This window comes from Streptomyces panaciradicis, assembly GCF_023516615.1.
Taxonomy (GTDB): Bacteria; Actinomycetota; Actinomycetes; order Streptomycetales; family Streptomycetaceae; genus Streptomyces; species Streptomyces panaciradicis.
Genome location: NZ_JAMGBF010000162.1, coordinates 1 through 21,741, shown reverse-complemented (window position 1 = coordinate 21,741; position 21,741 = coordinate 1). Strand labels below are relative to the sequence as shown.

Genomic DNA, 21,741 nt, shown 5'->3' with positions numbered 1-21,741 from the left:
CGTTGACGAACCGCAGGCCCGTGCCCGACAGCAGGTCGTCCGGCAGCGAGTAGCCGAACAGGCCCTCGAACAGGCCGAGGAACAGCAGCAGCCAGCCGAACAGCCAGTTGACCTCGCGCGGCCTGCGGAAGGAGCCGGTGAAGAAGTGCCGCATCATGTGCGTCAGCATCCCGGCGACGAAGACGAGCGCCGCCCAGTGGTGCAGCTGCCGGATCAGCAGCCCGCCGCGCACGTCGAAGCTGATGTGCAGCGTGGAGGCGTACGCCTCGGACATCCGGACGCCGTTGAGCGGGACGTAACTGCCGTGATACGTCACCTCGTTCATCGACGGGTGGAAGAAGAGGGTGAGGTAGACGCCGGTGAGGACGAGGACGACGAAGCTGTACAGGCAGATCTCGCCCAGCAGGAAGGACCAGTGGTCCGGGAAGACCTTGCGCAGGTACTTCCGGCCGAGCGTGTGGATGCCGAGCCGGCCGTCGAGCCAGTCGGCGACGCGCTCGCCCCGGGCGGGCGTGCGGGTGTCGGTCACTCCTCCTCCTTGTGCACGTGCGTGAGCTTGTCGGGGTTGGTGACGATGTAGACGCCGCTGACCCGGTCGCCCTCGGGCGTGAGGTCCATGACCATCACGGCGTACGGGGAGTCGCCCTGGAACACCACGGCCGCGTCGTCGCCGTTGACCCGGCGGTAGCGCAGCTCCAGGTCCTGGGCCTCGCGCCGGCCGGCGTAGGAGGCGATGAGGCGGACCGCCTTGTCCCGGCCGTGCACCGGGCGCAGACCGGCCGGCTTGCGTTTGCCGCCGCCGTCCGTCCACACCGTGACGTCCGGCGCCAGGATCTCCATCAGCTCCCCGATGTCCCCGCCGAGCGCGGCGCGCACGAACCGCTCGGTGGCCTCCCGGCGCACCCGCGGATGGGCGCGGTACAGCGGCCGCCGCGCGTGCACATGGGTGCGCGCACGGTGCGCGAGCTGCCGTACGGCCGCCGGGGTGCGGCCGATGATCTCCGCGATCTCGGTGTGGGGGTAGCCGAAGACCTCGTTGAGGACGAACACCGCGCGTTCCAGCGGCGTCAGCGACTCCAGGACCACCAGCATCGCCAGTGACACGGACTCGGAGCGCAGCGCCGGGTCCTCGGCCCCGTCGGCGTCGGCGTCGGTGACGAGCGGCTCGGGCAGCCAGGGGCCGACGTAGGTCTCGCGCCGGCGGCTGATCGCGGCGCGGCGCTGCAGGGCGTGGTTGACGGCGATCCGGACCAGGTAGGCGCGCGGGTTGGCGATCCCGTCGGGGCCCCGGCCGGTCCACGACAGCCAGGTCTCCTGCAGCACGTCCTCGGTGTCGGCGACCGAGCCCAGCACGTTGTAGACGAGGCTGAACAACAGCTCCCGATGTGCCAGGTAGACATCGGTCGCCTCGTCCGTGACCGGACTTCCCGAGCTCTGTGTCATCTGGGGCCTCCCCGTCGGCGTGCTCACTACTGCGAGGCCGTGGAGGGGTCCGGATGTGACATCCGGAAGCGGGAATGTGACCCAGCTCTCAGGAGGATGCGCGCGTGTCACCCATGGTGCGGATTCCGGTCGGACGCGGAAGGTACCCCATCGCAGGCGCTCTGAGCAGGGGGTATTTACGATCCAGTACCCCGGCGGTACCGTGAGGGCATGCCAGCACTGAATGTGGAGTTCAGCGATCGGGAGCTCGAGGACCTGCGGCAGATCGCCAAGGAACGGGGCACGTCGATGAAGGCGCTCGTGCGGGAGGCCGCCGCCGCGGACATAGCCCGGCACCGGGCCCTGCAAGAAGGTGCAGAAGCGTTTCGCCGCTTCTTCGCCTCCCACGCCGACGAATTCGCGGCCGCCTTCCCCGACGACGAACCGCCCGCCGCGGGCGAGGGGCGGGTCGCCTGACCGATGGCATCCGTCATCCACATCGACGTGCCCTGGCTGCTCCAGCGCCACGAAGAGGTCCTCCCGGACCAGCCCACCGTCAACGACTTCTCCGCACTGGTCGCCGCCGTCGCCCGCCACCGCGTCGACCCGCCCCGCCTGGGCGTGGACTCCGACCCGGCCTGGCGTGCCGCGGCCCTGCTGCACACCCTCGCGCTGCTCAAGCCGCTGCCCTCGGCCAACGCCCGGTTCGCCTGCGCGACCGCGGTGGCCTACATGTTCGTCAGCGGCGCCGGCATCGACCCGCCCTACGGCGCCCTCGTCGACCTCGCCCGCGACCTGATGTCCGGCAAGGCCGACGTCTACGGCGCGGCCGACCGGCTGCGCTCCTGGCAGATCTGAGACACCCTTCAGGGCCGCCGACCGAGGGCGGGAGGATCAAGGTCGGCGGCCCGTTCGGCGCAGGAGAGCCGCCGTCCTGCGCGTGGCCTTCACGAAGGGGCCGGTACCCAGTGCACTACGGGGTGGTGCGCGCCGGGAGCGTGCGCGGGGCTCCGGCGCGTGCGCCTGTTTCACACGGGGCGCATGAAATGCGGAAAGTGCCAGTGGGCACAGCGTGCCGCCCTTGTGTCTGACTTTCTTTCAACGAGGCGGATGTTGCTCAAGTGCCTTGTTGGCTTGGGTGCGTTGTGCAAGGGTGAGCTAGCCGTGCGGGGGGAATGTCCGGGTCTTGTCCGTGCCACCCAGGGGGAGCCGGGTCGGACGGACGTACCCGAATTCACGCTCCGCGCGCCCGCCGTCCAAAAGGTGTGCACCAACAGGGGGCCTTTGCGGCGGCCACTGTGCCCGAGTGTCCTATGCGCCTGGGAAGGATCCCGCTCAGTGCCCACCCCCCACCCCCCTCGTCCACCCCACCCGCCCGCCGGCGCGGTTCCCGGAGAATCCGACGAGTACGTCGCCGCCCGGCTCCGGGGCCGCCCCGACCCGGAGGTGTCCCACTCCGTGGCGCTGCTCATGACACGCCACTGGAAACCGGCCCGCGACTACGCGGGCATCTGTCTGTCCAGCCGCGGCGAAGCCGCCGCCCTGGTCACGTCCGCCGCCTTCCACCAGGTACTCGACCGGCTGGCGCTGGGCGAGCCGGGCGTCGCCCTGCGCCCCCGCTTACTCGTCGCCGTGCGCGACACGGTGCGGACGTGGGCGGCGGAGGAGCGGCTGTCCGCCGTCGTCCCGGAGCTGCGCAAGCCCGCCGGGGCCCGCGGCATGCGTTCGGCGAAGTTCATGACGCCGGAGAACCGAAAGCTGGCCGACCGTTCGTTCCAGGCTCTTCCGGGAGTCGGCCGGTGTTTGCTCTGGCACACCGAGGTGGAGGCGGAACCGATATCCGTCCCCGCCGGCCTGCTGGGCATGGATACCGAGACCGCGTCGGCCACCCTCGAACAAGCGCGGGAGAAATTCCGCGAAGGCTGTGTACAAGCCCACAGGGAACTGGCGCCGACCAAGGATTGCCGGTTCTACAACCGTCTCCTCGATGTTCCGATTCGCCGGGGCGGCGCCTTGCTGCCCGATGTGCAGCACCATCTGACGGAGTGCCGCTACTGCCGATTCGCCGCTGAACAACTGAGTCATTTCGAAGGCGGGTTGGGAGTTCTTCTCGCCGAGGCGGTGCTCGGCTGGGGCGCGCGCCGCTACCTGGACACCAGACCGGGGCGCACGAACCTGCCGGCGCGCCCTCGGGGCTCCGCCCGGCACGGCGGCGGCCGCCCGCGCATCCTGCCCCGCATCCCGATCCCCGGCCGCGGACCCGAGGGCTTCCCGCGCACGTCGCGGGCGGTGCTGACCGGGGTGGGCGTCGCCTCGGCCGGGCTGCTCGCCGTGTTCGCCGTCGTCGGCCTGTGGTCCCACGACGACGGGGTCGACCCGGCCGCGTCCAACAGCGCCAGCGACGGCACGGCGCCGGGCACCGGGGCGGGGGCCACGCCCGGCACCGCGCACCTTCCCGCGCAGCCGGGAACCTCCCGGCTGCGCAACGCCGGGGCCGGCCTGTGCCTGGACATCGTGGGCGAGGTGAAGGAGGGCGCCGGGACCGAGCTGGCGCAGTGTTCGCGCGCGATGACCCAGCAGTGGTCGTACGAGGCCGACGGGCTGTTGCGCAGCGAGGCGGACCCGGATCTGTGCCTGGACTCGCACGTCGACGCCGGTGTGGTCGTGCTGGGCCCGTGTGCCGGGGACAAGGGGACGCGGCGCGACGACGTGCGCTACGACCTCACCGTGCAGGGGGAGTTGCTGCCCCGCTGGGACGAGCGGCTCGCGCTGGCGGCCACGACGACCGGCACGGACGCCGACATCGTCGTCAAGGTCCGCGACGGCTCCCCCTCCCAGCGGTGGCTGGCCGATCCGGGGGCCTCGGCGAGCCCGGGCTCCCTGTCGATCACCGGCACGGAACGGCCCCAGGCGCGGTGGGCGGCGGGGCAGGGAGCCTGACCCTGCCTCCTTGAACTCCCCTACACATTGCGGGAGTTCGGCGGTCATATGTGTGTCGCGCGGGGCGGTGGGGTCCTTCCCGGCCGTCCCGCGCGACAGCTCCGCCCCTCAGGCGGGTTCCTCGACCAGGTCGGCGGCGCCGATCGTGGCCGGGGTGGCGTGCCCCGACAGGGCGAGGGTGAGGTCCAGTTCGGCCAGCAGGCAGCGGATCACGTGCTCCACGCCCGGCTGCCCGTCGAGGCCGAGCCCGTAGACGTACGGCCGTCCCACGAGCACCGCCCGCGCGCCGAGGGCGAGCGCCTTGAAGATGTCGTCGCCGGTGCGGACGCCGCTGTCGAACAGGACGGTCAGCCGGTCGCCGACGGCTTCGGCGACGCGGGGGAGCGCGTCCGCGGCGGCCACGGACCCCGCGACCTGGCGGCCCCCGTGGTTGGAGACGACGACCCCGTCCATCCCGGCGTCGGCGGCGAGCCGGGCGTCGTCGGGGTGCAGGATGCCCTTGAGCACGATCGGGCCGTCCCAGTTCTCCCGCAGGAACGCCAGATCCGGCCAGGTCTTGGCCGGGTCCGCGAACATGCCGACGAAGTGCAGCACGGCCGCGTTCGGGTCCTCGTGCACCGGCTTGGCCAGGGCCGCCTGGAAGGCGGGGTCGGAGAAGTAGTTGGCGGTGCCGACGCCGTGCAGGAAGGGCAGGTACGCCTGGTCGAGATCGCGCGGGCGCCAGGCCAGCAGCGGGGTGTCGAGGGTGACGACCAGCGCGGTGAACCCGGCGGCCTTGGCCCGGTTCAGGAAGCTGCGGGCCACCTCGACGTCTTTCGGCCAGTACAGCTGGAACCAGCGCTCGGCGTCCCCCATCGCCTCGGCGACCTGCTCCATCGGTGTGCTGGAGGCGGAGGAGAGGATGTACGGCACCCCGTGCGCGGCGGCGGCGCGGGCGGCGGCCGACTCGGCCTCCGGGTGCATGATCGACAGCACGCCGACCGGCGCCAGGGCCAGCGGGGCGGGCAGCGCCCGGCCCAGCACCTCGACCGACAGGTCCCGCTCGTGCACGTCCCGCAGCATGCGCGGCACGATCCGGCGCCGCTCCAGGGCCGCCCGGTTCGCGCGTGCGGTGCTGCCGTCGCCCGCGCTTCCGGCCACGTAGCCGACCGGGCCGGGGCCGAGCCGCTGCTCGGTCAGTTCCTCCAGCCGGGTCAGATCGGTCGGCAGGCGCGGCACGGCACCTGACAGCCCGTTGAGATAGATCTCGTACTGGAAGTCCGCCCAGTGCTTGGCCATCCGTACGTCCCGCCTCTCGTCGTCGAGTACGCGCCGTGGTGACCATACTCGGCGGTATGCGCGGGGCCGGACACCGGCCGTCGTCTCAGGTCGTGGGGCCGGCCGGCGTGACGGCCGTCCTCTGGCCGGTCTCGATCACTCGCCGTCCGTCGGCGCGTCCTCCGGTTCGCTGTCGGGCCCCTGCTCCCGTACCCGCTGGACGTGTTCGAGGGACTCGCGCAGTTCGGTGAGCCAGTCGTCGGTGTGGCGCTGCACCAGGCGTACGCACCAGGCGAGGGCGTCGCTGCGGCTGCGGGCGACCCCGCCGGCGATGAGGGTGTCGAGGACCTGCCGCTCGGGCTGGCGCAGCCGGGTCATGACGGGCGCGGCGACATGGGTGAACAGGGCACGCCGGCCGTCGCACTCCACGCCCCAGGACACCTTGCGGCGATAGCGGTGCTCCGCCTCGCGGGCCACCTCGATCCGGGCCTCACGGGTCCGCTCCCGGAACTCCTGGATGCGGCCCTGCACCGCGGCCTCCCGCTCGGCGTCCGAGGTGTCCTCGGCGAGCCGGGGCGCGGGGATCCGGCCGATCACGGTGATCTCCTCGCGGTCGACCGTGACCTCGGCCGGTTCCTCGAAGAAGTCGTCCGGCAGCCGGCCGGTGAGCCAGCCGCGCAGATTCTCTCGCTGCTCGTTCGTAATCATGTAATGACGATTACTCGACCGCTCCATGAACACAAGGGGCTGGGAGGGAGTCCGCCGAGAGCTCAACCGGAATGTTTCAAGCCTATTAACGAAGCGATGAAAATCGGCCAGTTGGCTGCTTCAGGCGATCAAGAACCGCTCAGTTACGGGCCCGGCGTGTTCGATTTCCGTGACTTCACGCCACTGATTCAACACGCAAGGTTACTGAATCGCGTGGGGTCGAGGTGTGTTTCCGTCGCGGACTCGGCAGACTCGCGCTCGCCGGTTCCGGCACCACCCCTGAACGGTCCGGCTCACCCTCGAATCCTGCGGAAGGATGCACACGATGCGGAACACCGCGCGCTGGGCAGCGACCCTCGCCCTCACCGCCACCGCCGTCTGCGGACCCCTCACCGGGGCCGCTCTCGCCACGCCGGCCTCGCTGTACGCCCCCTCGGCCCTGGTGCTGACCGTCGCTCACGGCGACAGCGCCGCCGACGCCACCCCGCTGCGGGCGGTGACCCTCAGCTGCGCGCCCACGCCCTCCGGCACCCACCCGGCCGCCGACCTGGCCTGCGCCGAACTGCGCGCCGCGGGCGGCCTGGAGGGGCTGGCGCCGAGATCCGACGTGCTGTGCACCAAGCAGTACGACCCCGTCGTGGTCACCGTCGACGGTGTCTGGCAGGGCAAGCGCGTCTCCTACGAGCGCACCTTCTCCAACTCCTGCCTGAAGTACGCCTACGGAGCCGACGTCTTCGAGTTCTGAGAGACCGGCTGCCGAGAGACCGGGATCGCGTGGACCCCGTGGTCGACCTGAGCGGCTCGCGGATGGGGAGTGCGGGCACTCGCCGCGGGGCGACGACGATCTCGCCCCGGGGGTCGGACGGGCGGAGTGGGGCCGCCCGCCGATCCCCGGGTCACCTCCGCCCCTCCCCGGACGTACCGGGGAGGGGCGGAAAGCGTCTCAGCAGCCCGGTCCCCGCCAGCAGCCTGCGGATGCGGGGCTGGTCGGAGACGACCCGCAGCCGTCCGCCGTGCTCCCTCGCCCGTGCCTCGGCCCGGCACAGCACCCGCAGCCCCGAGCAGTCGAAGAACTCCACGCGCCGCAGATCCACCAGCACGTCCGGCCGCGCCCCGGCGGTCGCGGCGTCCAGATGCTCCCCGAGCGCCCCCGCCGTCGCCAGATCGATCTCGCCGGCGGCCTCGACCACGGTGAACGGGCCCTCGAACCGGGTGCGAGCGTGGGGGTTCGCCGCGGGCGGTCCGCCCGCACGGTCGTCCGCGTCCGCATCCGGGGTCATGGCCGCTCCACCTCGGCAAGGGGCCCATTCGGTCTCGGTAGTTACCCGGAAGCGACGGCGAACATCCCTGGACGGCGGCACGCAAGACCTGGTTCACCCGTCCTGGTGAATTGAAGCGAAAGCGCTTGACTTTCCGATTATGTGGCTACGCGCGGTCGCGATGGCTGGTGTCGCACCACGGGAACCGGCGGCTGCGCCGGCAGGTGCACACGGCGACCCGGAAGCGGTCGGAGCGGACGGTGCTGCCGTCCTCCAGTTCGACCTCGACCGGGCCCTCGACGAGCAGGGGGCCGCGGCGCTGGACCGTGAGGCGGCGCGCACTGTCAGACGGGGAGTTCGGCACGGACGATCACCAGCTCTTCCTTCTCGTCGTCGGCGGTCAGCATGCCCTGTCTGCGCAGCCAGCCGGCCCGCTGCCGCAGCACGGGACCGAACGGGATGAAGTGCCGCCGCGTCACCGACGCCCGCATCCCGGCGTCCTGCAGATGGTCGACGGTCCGCTCCGGGCCGCTCAGCGCGGAGTGGATCATCAGCAGGACACCGCCGGGCCGCAGCAGGTCCGGGGCCTCGCGGCAGATCCGGTCCAGGACGAGCCGGCCGTCCCCGCCCGCGTCCCAGGCGCGGGCCGCCCTGCGCGGCCGGGCCCGCTCGGCGGGCGCGGGCACGTAGGGCGGGTTGGACAGGATCAGGTCGAACCGCTGATCGCGCACCGGTGCGAACAGGTCCCCGCGCCGGATGCGCAGCGGCAGCCCCGCCATCCGGGCGTTCAGACGTGCGGCGCACACCGCCCGCCACGACACATCCACCGCGGTCACCCGCGTGCCGCGGCGCGCCGCGGCCAGGGCCAGGGCGCCGGTGCCGGTACCGACGTCGAGGACGTCCGCGCCCGGCGGCAACGGCTCTTCGAACAGGGCTTCGGTCAGCAGATCGGTGTCTTCCTGCGGGGAGTAGACACCCGGCGGTACCAGTGGATTCACCCGACCCAGGTACCCCGGCAATCAGTAAATATGGGAGATTTCGGAAAGATCCGGAGAACGCAGGGAGGAACGGCCCGCCCGCCAGTCCTCGAGCAGCCGGGCGGCGAACCGGTCCTCGACGTGTCCCGTCGCGTCGATGCCGAACACCACGTCCGGCGCCAGATGCGGCTGCTCCTCCAGCAGACCGCCGATGACCTCGTGCCGTACGACCTGCTCGTGAACGGCGTCGGCCTCCACGTGCTCGTCGTAGAAGTGCTCGGCCGCGGGCCCCGCCCCCGTGCGGCGCATCGCGTCGGCCAGCCGCCGCGAGCCCGGCGACGAGGTGATCTCGACGGCCGCGAAATGGCCGACCAGGGCGCCGCGCAGAGCCCGGTGCAAGCCGAAGAGGGACATCAGGTTGACGGTGGCGAGCATCTCCGCGCTCGCCGCGTCGACATAGCGGCCGTACGTCGTGTCCAGGCCCAGGTCCGTCATCAGGTTCGCGAACAGTTGCGCGTGCAGCCGGTCGGCGCGACCCCCGCCGAACTCGTCGAACTCCACCGCCGCCATGGCCGCCTTCGCGCGCCCGGTGAGCCGCGGCAGCACCCAGGCGTGCGGGTCGGCCTCCTTGAGGTGGTACAGCGAGCGATGGGTGGCGTACTCGCGCACCTGCCACAACTCGCCCTCCTCGCGCAGGAAGTGGCTGACACCGCTGCCCTCGACGGGCTCGACGAGCAGGTCGCCCAGCGCGTCCTCGACGGTGTCGTGCACCGGGGTGTCGGCGCGCAGGGTGGTCAGGAAGCGGTGCTCCAGCGCCGCACGGGTGCGCAGCAGGTCGGTGTCCCACTCGCGCTCCGGGGGGACGCCCGCGAGACCCCGGTAGTGCAGTTCGTAGCAGAGGTACAGGGTGAGCTGGAGGTCGTCCCCGTACGGGTCGGCGGCGGCGACGGTCTCGGGCCGGGGCAGTGGGCCGGTGTCCAGCAGATACCCCTGCACACCGGCCGAGACCGGCCCTCGGGGCGACGGGAACAGCGGCCCTTCATGGTCGTACGACATGCCGGCCGGGTACCCCGGCACGGCCGTCACCAACGTCTCCCGTCGGGCCGGCACAGCGTGCGACCAGCCGTGACGTCCGGTCTCACCTGCCCTCGGACTCCTCCTGCGCGTGCCGGCTGGGTGTGACGGCGTCGGCCGCCTCGCCCTCGTCGTCCCGCTTCCCGCCGGACACCTCGGCGTCCTCGGCCTCCCGCAGGACCTCTTCCAGGGCGGTCTTCGGCGGCCGCTCGGTGTTCTCGTGGTTCTCGGGCACGGTGCCTCCCTTTCTCTCAGTGGCCGACGGTGGCGATCCGCAGGGGCAGCGGCTCGGGGGCGGCGGGCGACTCGTCGAGCCGGTTGACCTCCGCCCACCAGCCCGGGCCGTCCTCGATGTGCCGCAGCAGGACGCCCTCGCGGATCGCCCAGGGGCAGACGGTGACGGCGCTCAGGCCGGTCAGCTTCATGGCGGTGTGCCCGACCAGCGCGCCGGCCAGGCTCTGCGCGGCGCGCGGCGCGGAGATACCGGGCAGCCGGGCGCGTTCGGCCGCGGGCAGTGCGGCCAGCCGGTCGACGGCCATCCGCAGCTCCGTGCGGCGCAGCTGCCGCTCCACGAACGGTCCGTGCCGCCCCGGGGCGGCGCCGCACAACCGGCCCAGCTGCTGGAACGTCCGCGAGGTGGCCACCGCGGTGCGCGGGCCCTCCCAGCGGATCCGCGCGGCCACGTCCCGCAGCTGGTGGCGGACCTTGCGGCGCAGCGCCCGCAGCTGTTCCCGGGTGGGCGGGCCCTCGGTGGTGAAGAACTCGTGGGTCAGCCGGCCCGCGCCCAGGGGCAGCGAGGCCACGAAGTCCGGTATCCGGCCGCGCCCGAAGGCGACCTCGAGCGAGCCGCCGCCGATGTCCAGCAGCGCCAGCGGGCCCGAACGCCAGCCCATCCAGCGCCGCGCCCCGAGAAAGGTGAGCTCTGCCTCCAGCTCGCCGGGCAGCGTGCACAGCTGCACGCCGGTCCGGGAGCGGACGGCACGCAGGACCTCCAGGCGGTTCGGGGCGCTGCGCACCACGGCGGTCGCGAAGGCCAGCGGACCGGCCGCGCCCCAGCGCGCGGCGGTCCGGCTCGCCTCGGTGACGGCACGCACGAGCCGTTCGACGTCCTCTTCCGGGATGGCGCACCCCGGCCGCACGTGCTCCGACAGCCGCAGCCGCCACTTGGCCGTGTGGACGGGCAGCGGTACCCCGCCGTCGGCATCCGAAACCACCAGACGTACCGTGTTCGACCCCACATCCACCACGCTGATCCGCATGGGCCGGTGGGTACCCACTTCCGAGCGCGCCAACGCTCATCGCGGCCCGGGGCGCGCCGGTCCTGGCCGATAACCGCCGTCGCCGTGGCGCGCGAAGGGGCCGCCGTCTCCCTGCGGACGGCGGCCCCTGGTGCCGAGCGGCTCCCGGCGGGTGATCACATGTGGACGACCGGCGCGGCGTCCGGGTCCTGCTCCGGCACCCCGCGGCTGAAGAGCAGGAAGGCGATCACCGCGCCCGCGGCGAACATGACCGCCGACCACCAGAAGGCGGTGGTGTAGCTCTCGATCGTCGCCTGGGCCTGTACCAGCTTGCTGGTGGCGTCCCGGCCGGCCAGGTAGTCGGTCGCGGCGCTCGCGGCGAGCGTGTTCAGCAGGGCCGTACCGATCGAACCGCCCACCTGCTGCATGGCGTTGACCGTCGCGGAGGCGACGCCCGCGTCCTCGGCGGTCACCCCGCCGGTGGCCAGCTGCATGGAGGCCGGCATGACCAGGCCCAGACCGACGCCGGTCACGATCAGCTGGGGGAGGACCGCGCTGACGTAGCTGGAGCCGTTGTCGATGCCGGTCAGCCACGCCATGCCGGCCGCGGCGACGGCGAAGCCCAACGGGACGGCCACCTTCGGCCCGATGCGCGGCAGCAGGACCGTGGTGCCGAGCTGTGCGGCCACCATCAGCGCGCCCACCATCGGCAGGAACGCCACACCGGTCTTCGTGGGGCTGAAGCCGAGGTTGAGCTGCAGGTAGTAGGTGAGGAAGAGGAAGACACCGAACATGCCGCCGGCGGAGATCAGCACGGCGAGGAAGGAGGCGGCCCGGTTGCGGTCGAGCAGGATGCGCAGCGGCAGCAACGGGTGCGCGGCCCGGGTCTGCCACCAGGCGAAGGCGGCCAGCAGCAGCCCGCCCGCGGTCAGGAAGCCCCAGGTGAGCGCCGAGCCCCAGTCGTGGGTCTCGGCGTTGGAGAAGCCGTAGACCAGCGAGAACAGGCCCGCGGCGACCAGGATCGTGCCGGGCACGTCCAGCTTGCCGTTCCCGGCGTCGCGGTGGTTGGTCAGCAGCATCCAGCCGCCCACGAAGGCGACGACGGCGATCAGCACGTTCACGTACAGCGTCCAGCGCCAGTCGAAGGCGTCGGTCAGCACACCGCCGAGGAGCAGGCCCACGGCACCGCCGGCGCCGGCGATGGCGCCGTACACGCTGAACGCCCGGGCGCGTTCCCGCGCGTCGGTGAAGGTCGTGTTCAGCAGGGACAGCGCGGCCGGTGCGAGCAGCGCGCCGAAGGCGCCCTGCAGGGCGCGCGCGGTGACGAGCATGCCGAAGCCGTTGGCGGCTCCGCCGAGCGCGGAGACGGCGGCGAAGCCGACGACGCCGACCAGGAAGGCCGTCTTGCGTCCGAACAGGTCGGCTATCCGGCCGCCGAGCAGCAGCAGCGAGGCGAACGACAGGGCGTACGCGGTGACGATCCACTGCCGGTTGCCGTCGGAGAACCCGAGGTCGGCCTGGGCCGAGGGCAGGGCGATGTTCACGATGGTGGCGTCGAGCACCACCATGAGCTGTGCGACGGCGACGACGGCGAGGATCCACCATCTCTTCGCCGCGGGCGCGCCGGGCGCCTCGACGGCACCCGTGCGGGTGCTGTCGGTGAGGGTCTTCTGGGTCATGGGGGAACCACTCCAGGGAAGCCGTTCGGGATGCGGAAGCACGAAACCTCGGAACGAAACGGTTTCGTACAGATGCAGCTTAGACCGCGTTCTAGCGAAACGGCAACGTTTCGCTAGGTGTGGTGTCGGTCTCTTCGGGGCCGTGCCACGCTGTCCCAGGAGGACTGATCACATGGCCGTCGCTCTCACCGGTACCTGCCCGACCCTGGACGACGGCCGCCGGGCCGTCCGCTTCGCCCGCACCTACGACCTGCCCGTCGAGCGGGTCTGGCGGTTCGTCACCGACGCCGGGGAACTCGCCCACTGGTTCCCCTCCCGCGCCGAGATCGACCCGCGCCCCGGCGGCACGATCACCTTCGGCGCGGACCCGGACATGCCGGAGTCCACCGGCCGGGTGCTCGGCCTGGACGAACCGCGCCACCTGTCCTTCGAGTGGGGCGGCGACGAGCTCCGCTTCGACCTGGAGGCACTGGACGACGGGCGCACCCGCTTCACCCTGACGAACATCCTGCGCGCCGCCGGCACCGCCGCCCGCAACGCCGCCGGCTGGGAGATCTGCCTCGCCGCACTCGACGCCCACGCGCGCGGCGAGCGGTCCGGACAACCGCACGCCGGACCGAGCGCGCTGTGGAAGGAGTACTACGACGCCTACGTCGAGGCCGGTGTGCCCTCCGGGGCCCCCGTCCCCGGCATGGACTGACCGCTCCTCACGCCATCTGGCGCCGCACCAGCTCGTGCAGCCGCCCGCCCGTGTCCGCCAGCAGCTGCGCCGGCGGTCCCTGCTGGGCGACCTTGCCGTCCTCCATGACGATCACGCGGTCGGCGTCGAGGACGGTCGACAGACGGTGGGCGATGACGATCCGGGTGGCGTTGAGGGCCTTGGTCGACTCGATCACCGTGCGCTGGGTCTCGTTGTCCAGAGCGCTGGTCGCCTCGTCGAAGAACAGGATCCGCGGGCGGCGGATCAGCGCCTGGGCGATCATCAGCCGCTGACGCTGGCCGCCGGAGACGGCACCGCTGCCCGAGACGATCGTGTGCAGTCCCATCGGCATCCGCTTGATGTCCTCGGCCAGCCCCGCCATCTCGGCCGCCGCCATCGCCTCCTCCGGCGTGTACGGCTCGGTGCCGCAGATGACGTCCAGGATCGAACCGGTGAACGGCTGCGCGTGCTGCAGCACCACACCGCACTGGCGGCGCACCGCCGACTGGTCCAGCGCGGCCAGGTCCTGGCCGTCGTACAGGACACTGCCCGAGACCGGCTTGTCGAAGCCGATCAGCAGCCTGAGCAGCGTGGACTTGCCGCAGCCGCTGGGGCCGACGATCGCCACGAACTCGCCCGCGCCCACCTGGAAGGACACGTCGTCCAGGACCAGCGGACCGTCGTCGGCGTACCGGAAGGACAGCCGGCGCGCCTCGATCGCCCCCGACAGCGGACCCGGCCGGGTGCTCCCCGTGCGCACCTCCGGCGTCGCCTCCAGCACCGGCTTGATCTCCTCGAACAGCGGCAGCGCGGCCACCGCGGAGACGAACGCGCCGGTCAGCTGGGTGACTGAGGTCAGCAGCATGGTGACGGAGGTGTTGAAGGTGAGGAAGCTCGCCGCCGACATCGAACCGCGCGCCGGGCCGGCCAGCAGCATGAACATCAGCAGCGTGCACACAGGCAGGTAGACGGCGCCCATGACCGTCGTGAGGTTCTTGATGCGGCCGACCTTCTGCTGCAGTTCACGGCTGCGCGCGAACTGAGACGCCCAGGCCGCGTAGGCGTAGTTCTCGGCCGCCGCCACCCGCAGCTTCGGCAGGCCGCGCAGCGTCTGGAACGCCTGGTTGTTGAGCTTGTTGCCGAGCACCACCAGCTTGCGCTGCCAGCGCACCTGCCACAGGCCGAGGCCCAGGAACGCGCCCGCGATGACCACGAGCATGCCGATCGCCGCCAGCGCCATCGACGGGCTGTACCAGAACAGCAGCCCCAGGTTCATCGCACCGACCGTCACCGACTGGGCGACGACCGGCCCGATGCCCGCCATCATGCGGCGCATCGCGCTGATGCCCATCGCCGCGCTCGCCAGCTCACCGGTGGAACGCTCGGTGAAGAACTTCGTCGGCAGCCTCAACAGCCGGTCCCAGACGGCAGGTTGGAGCGTCGCCTCGATACGGCCCTCCAGCCGGAGGATGGTGAGGTTCTCCAGCAGCATGAAAGCCGCCGCCACCAGGCTCGTCACCATCACCGCCAGACAGACCTGCCCGATCAGGGTCGTCTGGGCCCTCGGCACGAACTCCCCCAGCACCTTGCCGGTCGCGACCGGCACCAGCGCGCCGATGGCGACCGTCACCAGGCCGCTGAGGAGCAGGTTCACCAGGTCGCTCCCGGTGCCCCGCATGCTGAACCGCAGCAGCCGCAGCGGGCTCAGCGTCCGGTCCGGCAACGGCCGGTAGAACATCACCGCGCGCGGCTCGAACTCCTCGGCGTTGGCCTTCTCGACCGGGGTCTCCCGGCCGGTCGCCGGATGCACCGCCACATAGCCGCCGCGCCGCCACAGCAGCGCGACCGGGGCGCCCGACAGGGCCCGGTGACCGACGAGCGGGCCGACGTCGTCCCGCCACCACGCACCGTCCAGGCGCACCGCCCTGGTCCGCACCCGGGAGGCGATCGCCACCTGTTCCACCGGGTCGAGCCGGTCGCTGCCGGTGCCCGCCTGCGTGCGGTCGGCCAGCTGGATGCCGGCCGCCTCCGCCACGAGCTTGCAGGCCGCGTACGTCGCGTCGGCGTCGGCGGTCGTGGCGCGCTGGGACGGGGACTTGCCGATGGAGGCGAGCAGCGTCCGGTCGGCCTGGGCGCGGACCGCCTCACCGGCCCTGATGCCGGCCGCCGTGCGCGTCTCGTGCGTCCGCTCCAGCTGCTCGATCCAGCGGTCCAGCGTGGTCAGCAGCCGGTACTGCTGGTCGACCATGCTCTGCCAGACCGCCGGGTCCATCAGCAGGTCGGCGGCGGCCTCGGCGCCGTACAGCGAGCCGTACTGGACGCTGCCGGGCGGCACCTGCATCCAGAACACGTCGTCGTCCGTGATCTCCGCGGCGCCCGCGGTCGCCATCGGCGCCTGGAAGAGGACGGACAGACTGCGGCCGACGCCGAGGGCGAGGGCGTACTCCAGCGGGCTCGTCGTCGGCGGCACGTACTGGGGGTTGCCGTACTCGTCGTAGGACCAGGTCTGGGTGTCGGCCGTCTGGTACAGCTCGCGCAGGCCGATGCGGTGCACCACGCAGTCGCGCAACGGCCGCGCCACCAGCGTGTGCTGCGGTCCGGCGACGGGGCCGAGGAGCAGCGAGCCCGCCTCCAGCCGGCCGAGGTGGTGCCAGTGGCCCTGCTGCACGGCGTCCACCGCGAACAGGTCCAGGCTGCCGGCCGCGACCAGCCACAGCACCTGGGGGCCCTCCAGGTCCAGCCGGGTCAGCCCCGAGCAGTCGACCAGCGTGCCCATGGACCCCAGAGCGCCGAGGACGAGGTCGCCTTCGTGTGCCGTCGTCATCTCATCGCTCCCTGACCAGCGCCGCGTACGCGCCGCCGCGTGCCACCAGGTCCTCGTGCCGCCCGCGTTCCACGATCGTGCCGTGCTGCAGGACGACGATCTCGTCGCTGTCGCGCACGGTGCTCAGCCGGTGCGCGATCACGACGCACGCGCAGCCGCGCCGGCGCAGGTTGTCCATGACGACCTGCTCGGTCTCCGCGTCCAGCGCGCTGGTCACCTCGTCCAGCACCAGGATGCTCGGCCTGCGCACCAACGCCCGCGCGATCTCCAGCCGTTGGCGCTGGCCGCCGGAGAAGTTGCGGCCGTCCTGCTCGACCTTGCTGTGGATGCCGCCGGGGCGGCGCAGCACGACGTCGTAGAGGGCGGCGTCCCGCAGCGCGTCCACCACCGCGTCGTCCGGGATCGAGGGGTCCCACAGCGCCACGTTGTCGCGCACCGACCCCTCGAACAGGAAGACCTCCTGGTCCACGAAGGAGACGGAGGCGGCCAGTGCCCCGCGCGGGATGTCGTCCAGGCGCTGCCCGTCGATGCGGATCACGCCCTCCCACGGCGCGTACAGGCCCGAGATCAGCCGGGAGACCGTGGACTTGCCGCTGCCGGAGCCGCCGACCAGGGCGACCTGCTGGCCGGGGCCGACGGTCAGGTCGAAGCCGGTGAGCAGGGGCTTGTCCAGCGGGTTGTAGCCGAAGGTGATGTTCTGCAGCTCGACGTGGCCGTGCAGCCGGCGCGTGGAGTCGCCGGCGCCGGGGCGCCCGTAGAGCGGGTCGGCCTGGAAGTTCTCGACGTCCTTCAGCCGGGCCACGTCGGCCGCGAAGTCCTGGATGCGGCCCGCCACGCCGTTGAGCCGGGTGATCGGCGCGGTGAAGCGGGTGACCAGCGACTGGAAGGCCACCAGCAGGCCCACCGAGATGCCGCCCTCGACCGCGCGCATACCGCCGATCCACAGGATCACCGCGCTGTTGAGCGAGGCCAGCGTCGGCGCGACCACGCCCAGCCAGGCGCTCGGCACACCGAGGCGCTGCTGCTCCTCCAGCGTGGTGGCGTGCTGCCCGGCCCACTTGCGGAAGTAGCCGTCCTCGCCGCCGGTCGCTTTCATCGTCTCGATCAACTGCAGCCCGGTGTAAGCCGTGTTGGTCAGACGGGCACTGTCGGCGCGCAGCTTCGCCGTGCGGGTGGCGCGCAGCCGGATCACCACGCGCATGGCGACGATGTTCAGCAGCGCGACGCCGATGCCGACGAAGGTGAGCTGGGGGTCGTACGTGTAGAGGAGCACGGCGTACAGGACCACGACCACCGCGTCCACGCCCGCCGCCGCGAGGTCGCGGGCCAGCGTCTCGGCGACCTGGTCGTTGGACTGCAGGCGCTGCACCAGGTCGGCCGGGCTGCGCTGGGCGAAGAACGTCACCGGCAGCCGCAGCAGATGGCGCAGGAAGCCGGCGCTGGAGAGCGTGGAGGAGATGATGCGGCCGCGCAGCAGGTTCGCCTGCTGCAGCCAGGTCAGCAACACGGTGAGCAGCACGCACGCGCCCATCGACGCGAACAGCACGCCCAGCAGCGAGGTCTGACCGCCGATCAGGAACATGTCGATGTAGGTGCGGCTGAGCGCGGGCACCGCCGCGCCGACCAGCACCAGCAGCAGGCTCGCCAGCACCGCGGCCGGCATCGTGCCCGCCGTGCCGCGCAGCCGGGCCGGCATCGCGCCCAGCACACCGGGCTTGCGGCCGCCCTTGGTGAAGCCCTCGCCGGGCTCCATCACCAGCACGACACCGGTGAAGCTGCCGTCGAAGTCCTCCATGGGCACGAAACGGCGGCCCTTGCCGGGGTCGTTGATGAACACCCCGCGCCGGCCGAAACGTCGGCCCATGCCGTCGTAGACGACGTAGTGGTTGAACTCCCAGAACAGCACGGCCGGCGTCTTGACCTCGGCGAGGGCGGCCGTGTCCATCTGCATGCCCTTGGCCGTCAGGCCGTAACTGCGGGCCGCCTTCAACAGGTTGCTGGCGCGCGAGCCGTCCCGCGAGACGCCGCAGGCGATGCGCAGCTCCTCCAGCGGGACGTGCCTGCCGTAGTGGCCGAGCACCATGGCCAGGGAGGCGGCGCCGCATTCGACGGCCTCCATCTGCAGCACCGTCGGGGTGCGGACCGTCTTCGCCTTCCCCGTGGGGACCGGGCGTTTGGGCGGGGCGGCGCGGCGTCTGCTCCGCGTCTCCTGGGTGGTACTCACGGCAGCAGCCAATCGACGGGACGCTGGTCGGCCAGCCGGATGGAGCCCGAGGCCGTCGTCATGGAGGTGAGGGCGAAGGGCGGGCCGTCCTTGGACGACCACTGGTAGCCGCTCTTCGTGGCGGACGACGTGTCCAGCTTCACCGTCACGGCCACCGGGCGGCCCTTCTTGGTGAACTGCTCGCCCAGCTGGCTGTCCCCGAGGAACGCGGCGATCTGCTGGGCGGATTCGGCGGAGCGGTCGACCGACTTCACATGCCCGCGCAGCACGCCGTACTCCTGCGTGGGCACGGAGGAGACGGTGAGGTCGACGGCGGCGTGGTCCGGTATGGAGGCCGCGTTCTCGGCGGGCACGTACACGGTGGCGTACAAGGGGTCCGAGGCGTGGGCGACCTTCTCGACCGCGGCGACGTTCGCCCCGGTCTGGATGATCTGCCCGATGGTGGCGGCGAGTCCGGTGATACGGCCCGCGGCGACCGTGCGGACGACGGAGTCGCCCTGGGCGGTACGGACCTTCAGGACGGGGGCGCCGGCCGGCAGCCGCTCGCCCTGCTTGGCGAGAACCGCCGTGACCTGGCCCGCGACCGGGCTCTGCAGGATGTAACTGCCCTCGCCGTGGGTGAGGATGGCGGGCGCGCTGACCGTGGAGGCCACCGAGCCGGTCACCGCCCACACCGAGGCGGCGGCCACCGCGGCCACGGTCACGGACAGGACCAGCCAGCCCTGCGGGCGGGCGAAGCGCACCGGAAGGTCGAGCTCCTCCGGCGACTGCAGCTTGGCGAGGGCCTGTTGGCGGAACTGCACGGAAATTCCCTCACCTGGAAACGAGGAAGGACCGGCTCGCGCGAGCCGGCTGGTTCAGGGCATCGACAAGCCCCGGAGCCGTCAACAGGCTCCGGGACTCAACGATCACAAAGGGTGCGATCAGAGACCGGCGACCAGGTTGGTGACCGGGGCGGTGTTCAGACCGGTGACACCCTCGACGGTGCCGACAGCCGTGTCGACCAGGCCGGAAACCGGGGCGACGCCGTCCACCAGGCCGGTGACGGTGCCGAGGGCGTTCACGGCCAGGCCGCCGGAGACGTTGTCGAGCTCGGCGTCGGAGATCTCGACGGTCTCAACCTGGGGGGTGGAGTTCATGATGGAACTTCCCTTCATATGGATATTCACAAGGGGGGAGCGGCCCCCTCTGGGGGACAGAGCGGCACCGCGACCGCAGGCACCCGGGCTCCGTCTCCGAAGCCCCGCGGCCCCCGCAGTGCGATGGATCAAAGCACGCCCCCGGTCCGCCCTTCCAATCAACCAACCGCCTCACCAGGCAACTTGCGTCGCTGCGGTACCGACGCGTGCAGGACTCTGCACGCGTCGGTGGCAGCTTCTTCACATGCGTCACGGCATCGGCTCGCCCGAGCGCTTGCTGATCGTCGCGCGAATCCGACACTCCCGCCGCAATGGCGTGGGGGCGGCCGGCCGGCTGTGCAGAACTCTCGGCCCCCGTGACTTCGTTGAGTATTCAATGTGCAGATTCTCGGGAGCCGTGATTGGGGGCGGCGATCACGACGTTCCGTCGCCGACCGGGTGCGGACCGTGTCGGCTCGTGAGGGTTCAGGAGGGTCGGCTCAGCCCAGCAGCGCGTAGACCGTGCTCGCCGTCGCCGCCACCGCCCCCGAGCTCTCCTCGGTCATCGTGATGTTCGCGAACGCCATGCGGCGGCCCAGTTTGGTGACCACCGCCTCGATCAGGACATCCGATCCGGTCACCGCGCGCTGGAACGACGTCGACTGCTGAACCGTCGTCATGGGCCCGTACCCGCCGCGCGCCGCGGACACCGCGATCACGGTCGCCGTGTCCGCGGCCGCCATCAGCGCCTGCCCCGACAGTCCGCCGCCCTCCCGCGCCAGGCGGTCCGACCAGGGAAGACGCAGGGTCGCCCGGTCCTCGCCCACCGCCTCCACCGTGAGGCCCAGTTCGAGAATCCAAGGGGCGAAGCAGGCGGAGAGGATCGTGTCGCCTTCGGCGGTCGTCATCGTCATATGGGCGATTGTTCCCCGAGCCGCAGCGCACGATCCGGGTCATGGCCGATTCCGCTCCGGGCAAAGCGAGTTGGCAAACGGAATTGAACGCACCGCGCGGCCCCTGCGTACCAACAGCCATCCAGGCGCCCAGAACGACAACAGCTGCCGAACGGCGGCACAGACTCCGGTCCCCCAGGAGGTCGAGAAGTTTGAGTCACAAGCGAATCCCGAAGCGCAAGGCCGCTATCGCGGCGGGCGGTGTCGTGGCGCTCGGCGCGGCGGCCATCCTGCTGCCGAACGCCAACGCCTCCCAGGACGGCTCGTCGGCCGGCGCCGCTCCCAAGACCCTGAAGGCCGCGGACGCCTCGGATCTCGCCGCGCAGCTCCAGAACGTGCTCGGCCAGGCCTTCGCCGGTTCCTACTACGACTCCGCCGCGCAGCAGCTCGTGGTGAACGTCGTGCCCGGCGACAACAACAAGGTGGTCGTCGAGGCGAAGAAGGCGGGTGCGAAGGTCCGTGAGGTCAAGAACAGCCTCGCGGCGCTGAAGTCGGGTGCCCAGACCCTGAAGGCCAAGGCGACCATACCGGGCACGGCCTGGGCGATGGACCCGAAGACCAACAAGCTGGCGGTCACCGCGGACTCCACCGTCACCGGCGCCGCATGGAACAGACTGACGTCGACGGTCAAGAGCCTCGGCGCCGACATGGCGACGGTGAAGCGCTCCTCGGGCACCTTCAAGACCCTCGTGTCGGGCGGCGACGCCATCTTCGCCCAGGCGCAGGGCGGCACGGTCCGCTGCTCCCTCGGCTTCAACGTCAAGGCCAGTGACGGCAGTCCGGCGTTCCTGACGGCCGGTCACTGCGGTGTGGCCGCCAAGCAGTGGTCCGACTCCGAGACCGGCCAGCCCATCGCCACGGTCGACCAGGCCACCTTCCCCGGCGCCGGTGACTTCTCCCTGGTCAAGTACGACGACCCGAACACCCAGGCGGCCAGCGAGGTCAACGTCGGCAACGGGCAGACCGTCCAGATCACCGCCGCCGCCGACGCCACCGTCGGTGAGACGGTCTTCCGGATGGGCAGCACCACCGGTCTGCACAACGGCCAGGTCACCGGTCTGGACGCCACGGTCAACTTCCAGAGCGAGACCGACCCCAACGGCGTCGACACCGTCACCGGCCTCATCCAGACCAACGTCTGCGCCGAGGCGGGCGACAGCGGCGGCTCCCTGTTCACCCAGGACGGCAGCGCGGTCGGCATGACCTCGGGCGGCAGCGGCGACTGCACCGCGGGCGGCGAGACCTTCTTCCAGCCGGTGACCGCGGCCCTGCAGGCCACGGGCGCCACGCTGGGCGACGGCGGCGCGGGCGCGGGTGCGGGCGCGGGCGACCAGGGCGGATCGGCCGACCCGTCGGCCTCCGCGAGCG

Annotated in this window: 22 protein-coding genes; 6 read left to right on the top strand and 16 right to left on the bottom strand. The window is 71.8% G+C overall.

Translation table 11 applies throughout. The features are described 5' to 3' along the window. Positions 1 to 529 (bottom strand): cytochrome b N-terminal domain-containing protein (locus tag M8J74_RS37405; protein ID WP_308406174.1); only part of this gene is annotated, 529 nt, incomplete at its 3' end. Beyond that, complete coding sequence (gene sigJ / locus M8J74_RS37400; protein ID WP_249840695.1) at positions 526 to 1,443, bottom strand: RNA polymerase sigma factor SigJ; 918 nt, start codon at positions 1,441 to 1,443, stop codon at positions 526 to 528. The genes M8J74_RS37405 and sigJ, both read right to left, overlap by 4 nt. Positions 1,444 to 1,653: 210 nt before the next feature. On the opposite strand from sigJ, the gene M8J74_RS37395 reads away from it, so the two are divergent. From M8J74_RS37395 to M8J74_RS37385, 3 genes are all read left to right on the top strand, one after another. Further along, complete coding sequence (locus M8J74_RS37395) at positions 1,654 to 1,899, top strand: hypothetical protein (protein ID WP_249840694.1); 246 nt, start codon at positions 1,654 to 1,656, stop codon at positions 1,897 to 1,899. Between the two features lie 3 nt (positions 1,900 to 1,902). Then, positions 1,903 to 2,280, top strand: a complete 378-nt coding sequence (locus M8J74_RS37390; protein ID WP_249840693.1) for a toxin Doc — start codon at positions 1,903 to 1,905, stop codon at positions 2,278 to 2,280. Between the two features lie 480 nt (positions 2,281 to 2,760). After that, positions 2,761 to 4,362 (top strand): RICIN domain-containing protein, encoded by a 1,602-nt coding sequence (locus M8J74_RS37385; RefSeq protein WP_249840692.1) that lies wholly within the window; start codon positions 2,761 to 2,763, stop codon positions 4,360 to 4,362. A gap of 108 nt (positions 4,363 to 4,470) precedes the next feature. Here M8J74_RS37385 and M8J74_RS37380 read toward each other — a convergent pair whose 3' ends face one another. Together M8J74_RS37380 and abmR are read right to left on the bottom strand one after the other, a co-directional pair. Further along, a complete protein-coding gene (locus M8J74_RS37380; protein ID WP_249840691.1) occupies positions 4,471 to 5,640 on the bottom strand; it encodes a lactate 2-monooxygenase in 1,170 nt (389 codons plus the stop codon). 135 nt (positions 5,641 to 5,775) lie between these two features. Then, complete coding sequence (gene abmR, locus M8J74_RS37375) at positions 5,776 to 6,327, bottom strand: ATP-binding transcription factor AbmR (protein WP_249840690.1); 552 nt, start codon at positions 6,325 to 6,327, stop codon at positions 5,776 to 5,778. Between the two features lie 325 nt (positions 6,328 to 6,652). On the opposite strand from abmR, the gene M8J74_RS37370 reads away from it, so the two are divergent. After that, positions 6,653 to 7,072 carry a subtilase-type protease inhibitor gene (locus tag M8J74_RS37370; protein ID WP_249840689.1) on the top strand — a complete coding sequence of 140 codons (420 nt, stop codon included), beginning with the start codon at positions 6,653 to 6,655 and terminating at the stop codon, positions 7,070 to 7,072. 151 nt (positions 7,073 to 7,223) lie between these two features. Here the strand turns inward: M8J74_RS37370 and M8J74_RS37365 are convergent, their stop codons facing one another. The 7 genes from M8J74_RS37365 to M8J74_RS37335 form a co-directional block, all read right to left on the bottom strand. Then, positions 7,224 to 7,607, bottom strand: a complete 384-nt coding sequence (locus tag M8J74_RS37365) for an STAS domain-containing protein (protein ID WP_249840688.1) — start codon at positions 7,605 to 7,607, stop codon at positions 7,224 to 7,226. A gap of 145 nt (positions 7,608 to 7,752) precedes the next feature. Then, on the bottom strand, positions 7,753 to 7,950 hold the full coding sequence (locus tag M8J74_RS37360) for a CDGSH iron-sulfur domain-containing protein (RefSeq protein WP_249840687.1): 198 nt from the start codon (positions 7,948 to 7,950) through the stop codon (positions 7,753 to 7,755). Further along, positions 7,931 to 8,593 carry a HemK2/MTQ2 family protein methyltransferase gene (locus tag M8J74_RS37355; protein ID WP_249840697.1) on the bottom strand — a complete coding sequence of 221 codons (663 nt, stop codon included), beginning with the start codon at positions 8,591 to 8,593 and terminating at the stop codon, positions 7,931 to 7,933. Before M8J74_RS37355 ends, M8J74_RS37360 begins: the two co-directional genes overlap by 20 nt. A 12-nt stretch (positions 8,594 to 8,605) precedes the next feature. After that, complete coding sequence (locus M8J74_RS37350; protein WP_249840696.1) at positions 8,606 to 9,619, bottom strand: iron-containing redox enzyme family protein; 1,014 nt, start codon at positions 9,617 to 9,619, stop codon at positions 8,606 to 8,608. An 82-nt stretch (positions 9,620 to 9,701) separates the two neighbouring features. After that, a complete protein-coding gene (locus M8J74_RS37345; RefSeq protein WP_249840686.1) occupies positions 9,702 to 9,872 on the bottom strand; it encodes a hypothetical protein in 171 nt (56 codons plus the stop codon). A gap of 16 nt (positions 9,873 to 9,888) precedes the next feature. Beyond that, on the bottom strand, positions 9,889 to 10,896 hold the full coding sequence (locus M8J74_RS37340) for a Ppx/GppA family phosphatase (RefSeq protein WP_249840685.1): 1,008 nt from the start codon (positions 10,894 to 10,896) through the stop codon (positions 9,889 to 9,891). 155 nt (positions 10,897 to 11,051) lie between these two features. After that, positions 11,052 to 12,554: an MFS transporter gene (locus M8J74_RS37335; RefSeq protein WP_249840684.1), complete on the bottom strand. Its 1,503-nt coding sequence runs from the start codon at positions 12,552 to 12,554 to the stop codon at positions 11,052 to 11,054. A 172-nt stretch (positions 12,555 to 12,726) separates the two neighbouring features. Here M8J74_RS37335 and M8J74_RS37330 point away from each other — a divergent pair, with 172 nt between their 5' ends. Continuing rightward, on the top strand, positions 12,727 to 13,254 hold the full coding sequence (locus M8J74_RS37330) for an SRPBCC family protein (protein WP_249840683.1): 528 nt from the start codon (positions 12,727 to 12,729) through the stop codon (positions 13,252 to 13,254). A gap of 7 nt (positions 13,255 to 13,261) precedes the next feature. Here the strand turns inward: M8J74_RS37330 and M8J74_RS37325 are convergent, their stop codons facing one another. The 5 genes from M8J74_RS37325 to M8J74_RS37305 all read right to left on the bottom strand — a co-directional run bounded on the left by M8J74_RS37325 (position 13,262) and on the right by M8J74_RS37305 (position 20,334). Then, positions 13,262 to 16,078 carry an NHLP bacteriocin export ABC transporter permease/ATPase subunit gene (locus M8J74_RS37325; protein WP_249840682.1) on the bottom strand — a complete coding sequence of 939 codons (2,817 nt, stop codon included), beginning with the start codon at positions 16,076 to 16,078 and terminating at the stop codon, positions 13,262 to 13,264. Position 16,079: 1 nt separating this feature from the next. After that, positions 16,080 to 18,302, bottom strand: a complete 2,223-nt coding sequence (locus M8J74_RS37320; protein ID WP_249840681.1) for an NHLP family bacteriocin export ABC transporter peptidase/permease/ATPase subunit — start codon at positions 18,300 to 18,302, stop codon at positions 16,080 to 16,082. After that, the gene (locus tag M8J74_RS37315) at positions 18,299 to 19,105 is read right to left on the bottom strand and encodes an HlyD family efflux transporter periplasmic adaptor subunit (RefSeq protein WP_249840680.1); all 807 of its coding nucleotides are present in this window, start codon (positions 19,103 to 19,105) and stop codon (positions 18,299 to 18,301) included. Before M8J74_RS37315 ends, M8J74_RS37320 begins: the two co-directional genes overlap by 4 nt. Before the next feature lie 120 nt (positions 19,106 to 19,225). After that, the gene (locus M8J74_RS37310) at positions 19,226 to 19,441 is read right to left on the bottom strand and encodes a hypothetical protein (RefSeq protein WP_058921350.1); all 216 of its coding nucleotides are present in this window, start codon (positions 19,439 to 19,441) and stop codon (positions 19,226 to 19,228) included. A 479-nt stretch (positions 19,442 to 19,920) separates the two neighbouring features. Beyond that, on the bottom strand, positions 19,921 to 20,334 hold the full coding sequence (locus M8J74_RS37305; RefSeq protein ID WP_249840679.1) for a PaaI family thioesterase: 414 nt from the start codon (positions 20,332 to 20,334) through the stop codon (positions 19,921 to 19,923). Between the two features lie 191 nt (positions 20,335 to 20,525). Between M8J74_RS37305 and M8J74_RS37300 the strand changes: the two genes are divergently transcribed. Beyond that, positions 20,526 to 21,741 (top strand): S1 family peptidase (locus tag M8J74_RS37300; protein ID WP_249840678.1); only part of this gene is annotated, 1,216 nt, incomplete at its 3' end.

What these genes read in the sequence shown, in the direction of transcription:
- sigJ (WP_249840695.1), bottom strand. Translation starts at nt 1,443, where the DNA reads ATGACACAGAGCTCGGGAAGTCCGGTCACGGACGAGGCGACCGATGTC.
- M8J74_RS37395 (WP_249840694.1), top strand. Translation starts at nt 1,654, where the DNA reads ATGCCAGCACTGAATGTGGAGTTCAGCGATCGGGAGCTCGAGGACCTG.
- M8J74_RS37390 (WP_249840693.1), top strand. Translation starts at nt 1,903, where the DNA reads ATGGCATCCGTCATCCACATCGACGTGCCCTGGCTGCTCCAGCGCCAC.
- M8J74_RS37380 (WP_249840691.1), bottom strand. Translation starts at nt 5,640, where the DNA reads ATGGCCAAGCACTGGGCGGACTTCCAGTACGAGATCTATCTCAACGGG.
- abmR (WP_249840690.1), bottom strand. Translation starts at nt 6,327, where the DNA reads ATGATTACGAACGAGCAGCGAGAGAATCTGCGCGGCTGGCTCACCGGC.
- M8J74_RS37370 (WP_249840689.1), top strand. Translation starts at nt 6,653, where the DNA reads ATGCGGAACACCGCGCGCTGGGCAGCGACCCTCGCCCTCACCGCCACC.
- M8J74_RS37365 (WP_249840688.1), bottom strand. Translation starts at nt 7,607, where the DNA reads ATGACCCCGGATGCGGACGCGGACGACCGTGCGGGCGGACCGCCCGCG.
- M8J74_RS37350 (WP_249840696.1), bottom strand. Translation starts at nt 9,619, where the DNA reads ATGTCGTACGACCATGAAGGGCCGCTGTTCCCGTCGCCCCGAGGGCCG.
- M8J74_RS37340 (WP_249840685.1), bottom strand. Translation starts at nt 10,896, where the DNA reads ATGCGGATCAGCGTGGTGGATGTGGGGTCGAACACGGTACGTCTGGTG.
- M8J74_RS37335 (WP_249840684.1), bottom strand. Translation starts at nt 12,554, where the DNA reads ATGACCCAGAAGACCCTCACCGACAGCACCCGCACGGGTGCCGTCGAG.
- M8J74_RS37330 (WP_249840683.1), top strand. Translation starts at nt 12,727, where the DNA reads ATGGCCGTCGCTCTCACCGGTACCTGCCCGACCCTGGACGACGGCCGC.
- M8J74_RS37325 (WP_249840682.1), bottom strand. Translation starts at nt 16,078, where the DNA reads ATGACGACGGCACACGAAGGCGACCTCGTCCTCGGCGCTCTGGGGTCC.
- M8J74_RS37310 (WP_058921350.1), bottom strand. Translation starts at nt 19,441, where the DNA reads ATGAACTCCACCCCCCAGGTTGAGACCGTCGAGATCTCCGACGCCGAG.
- M8J74_RS37305 (WP_249840679.1), bottom strand. Translation starts at nt 20,334, where the DNA reads ATGACGATGACGACCGCCGAAGGCGACACGATCCTCTCCGCCTGCTTC.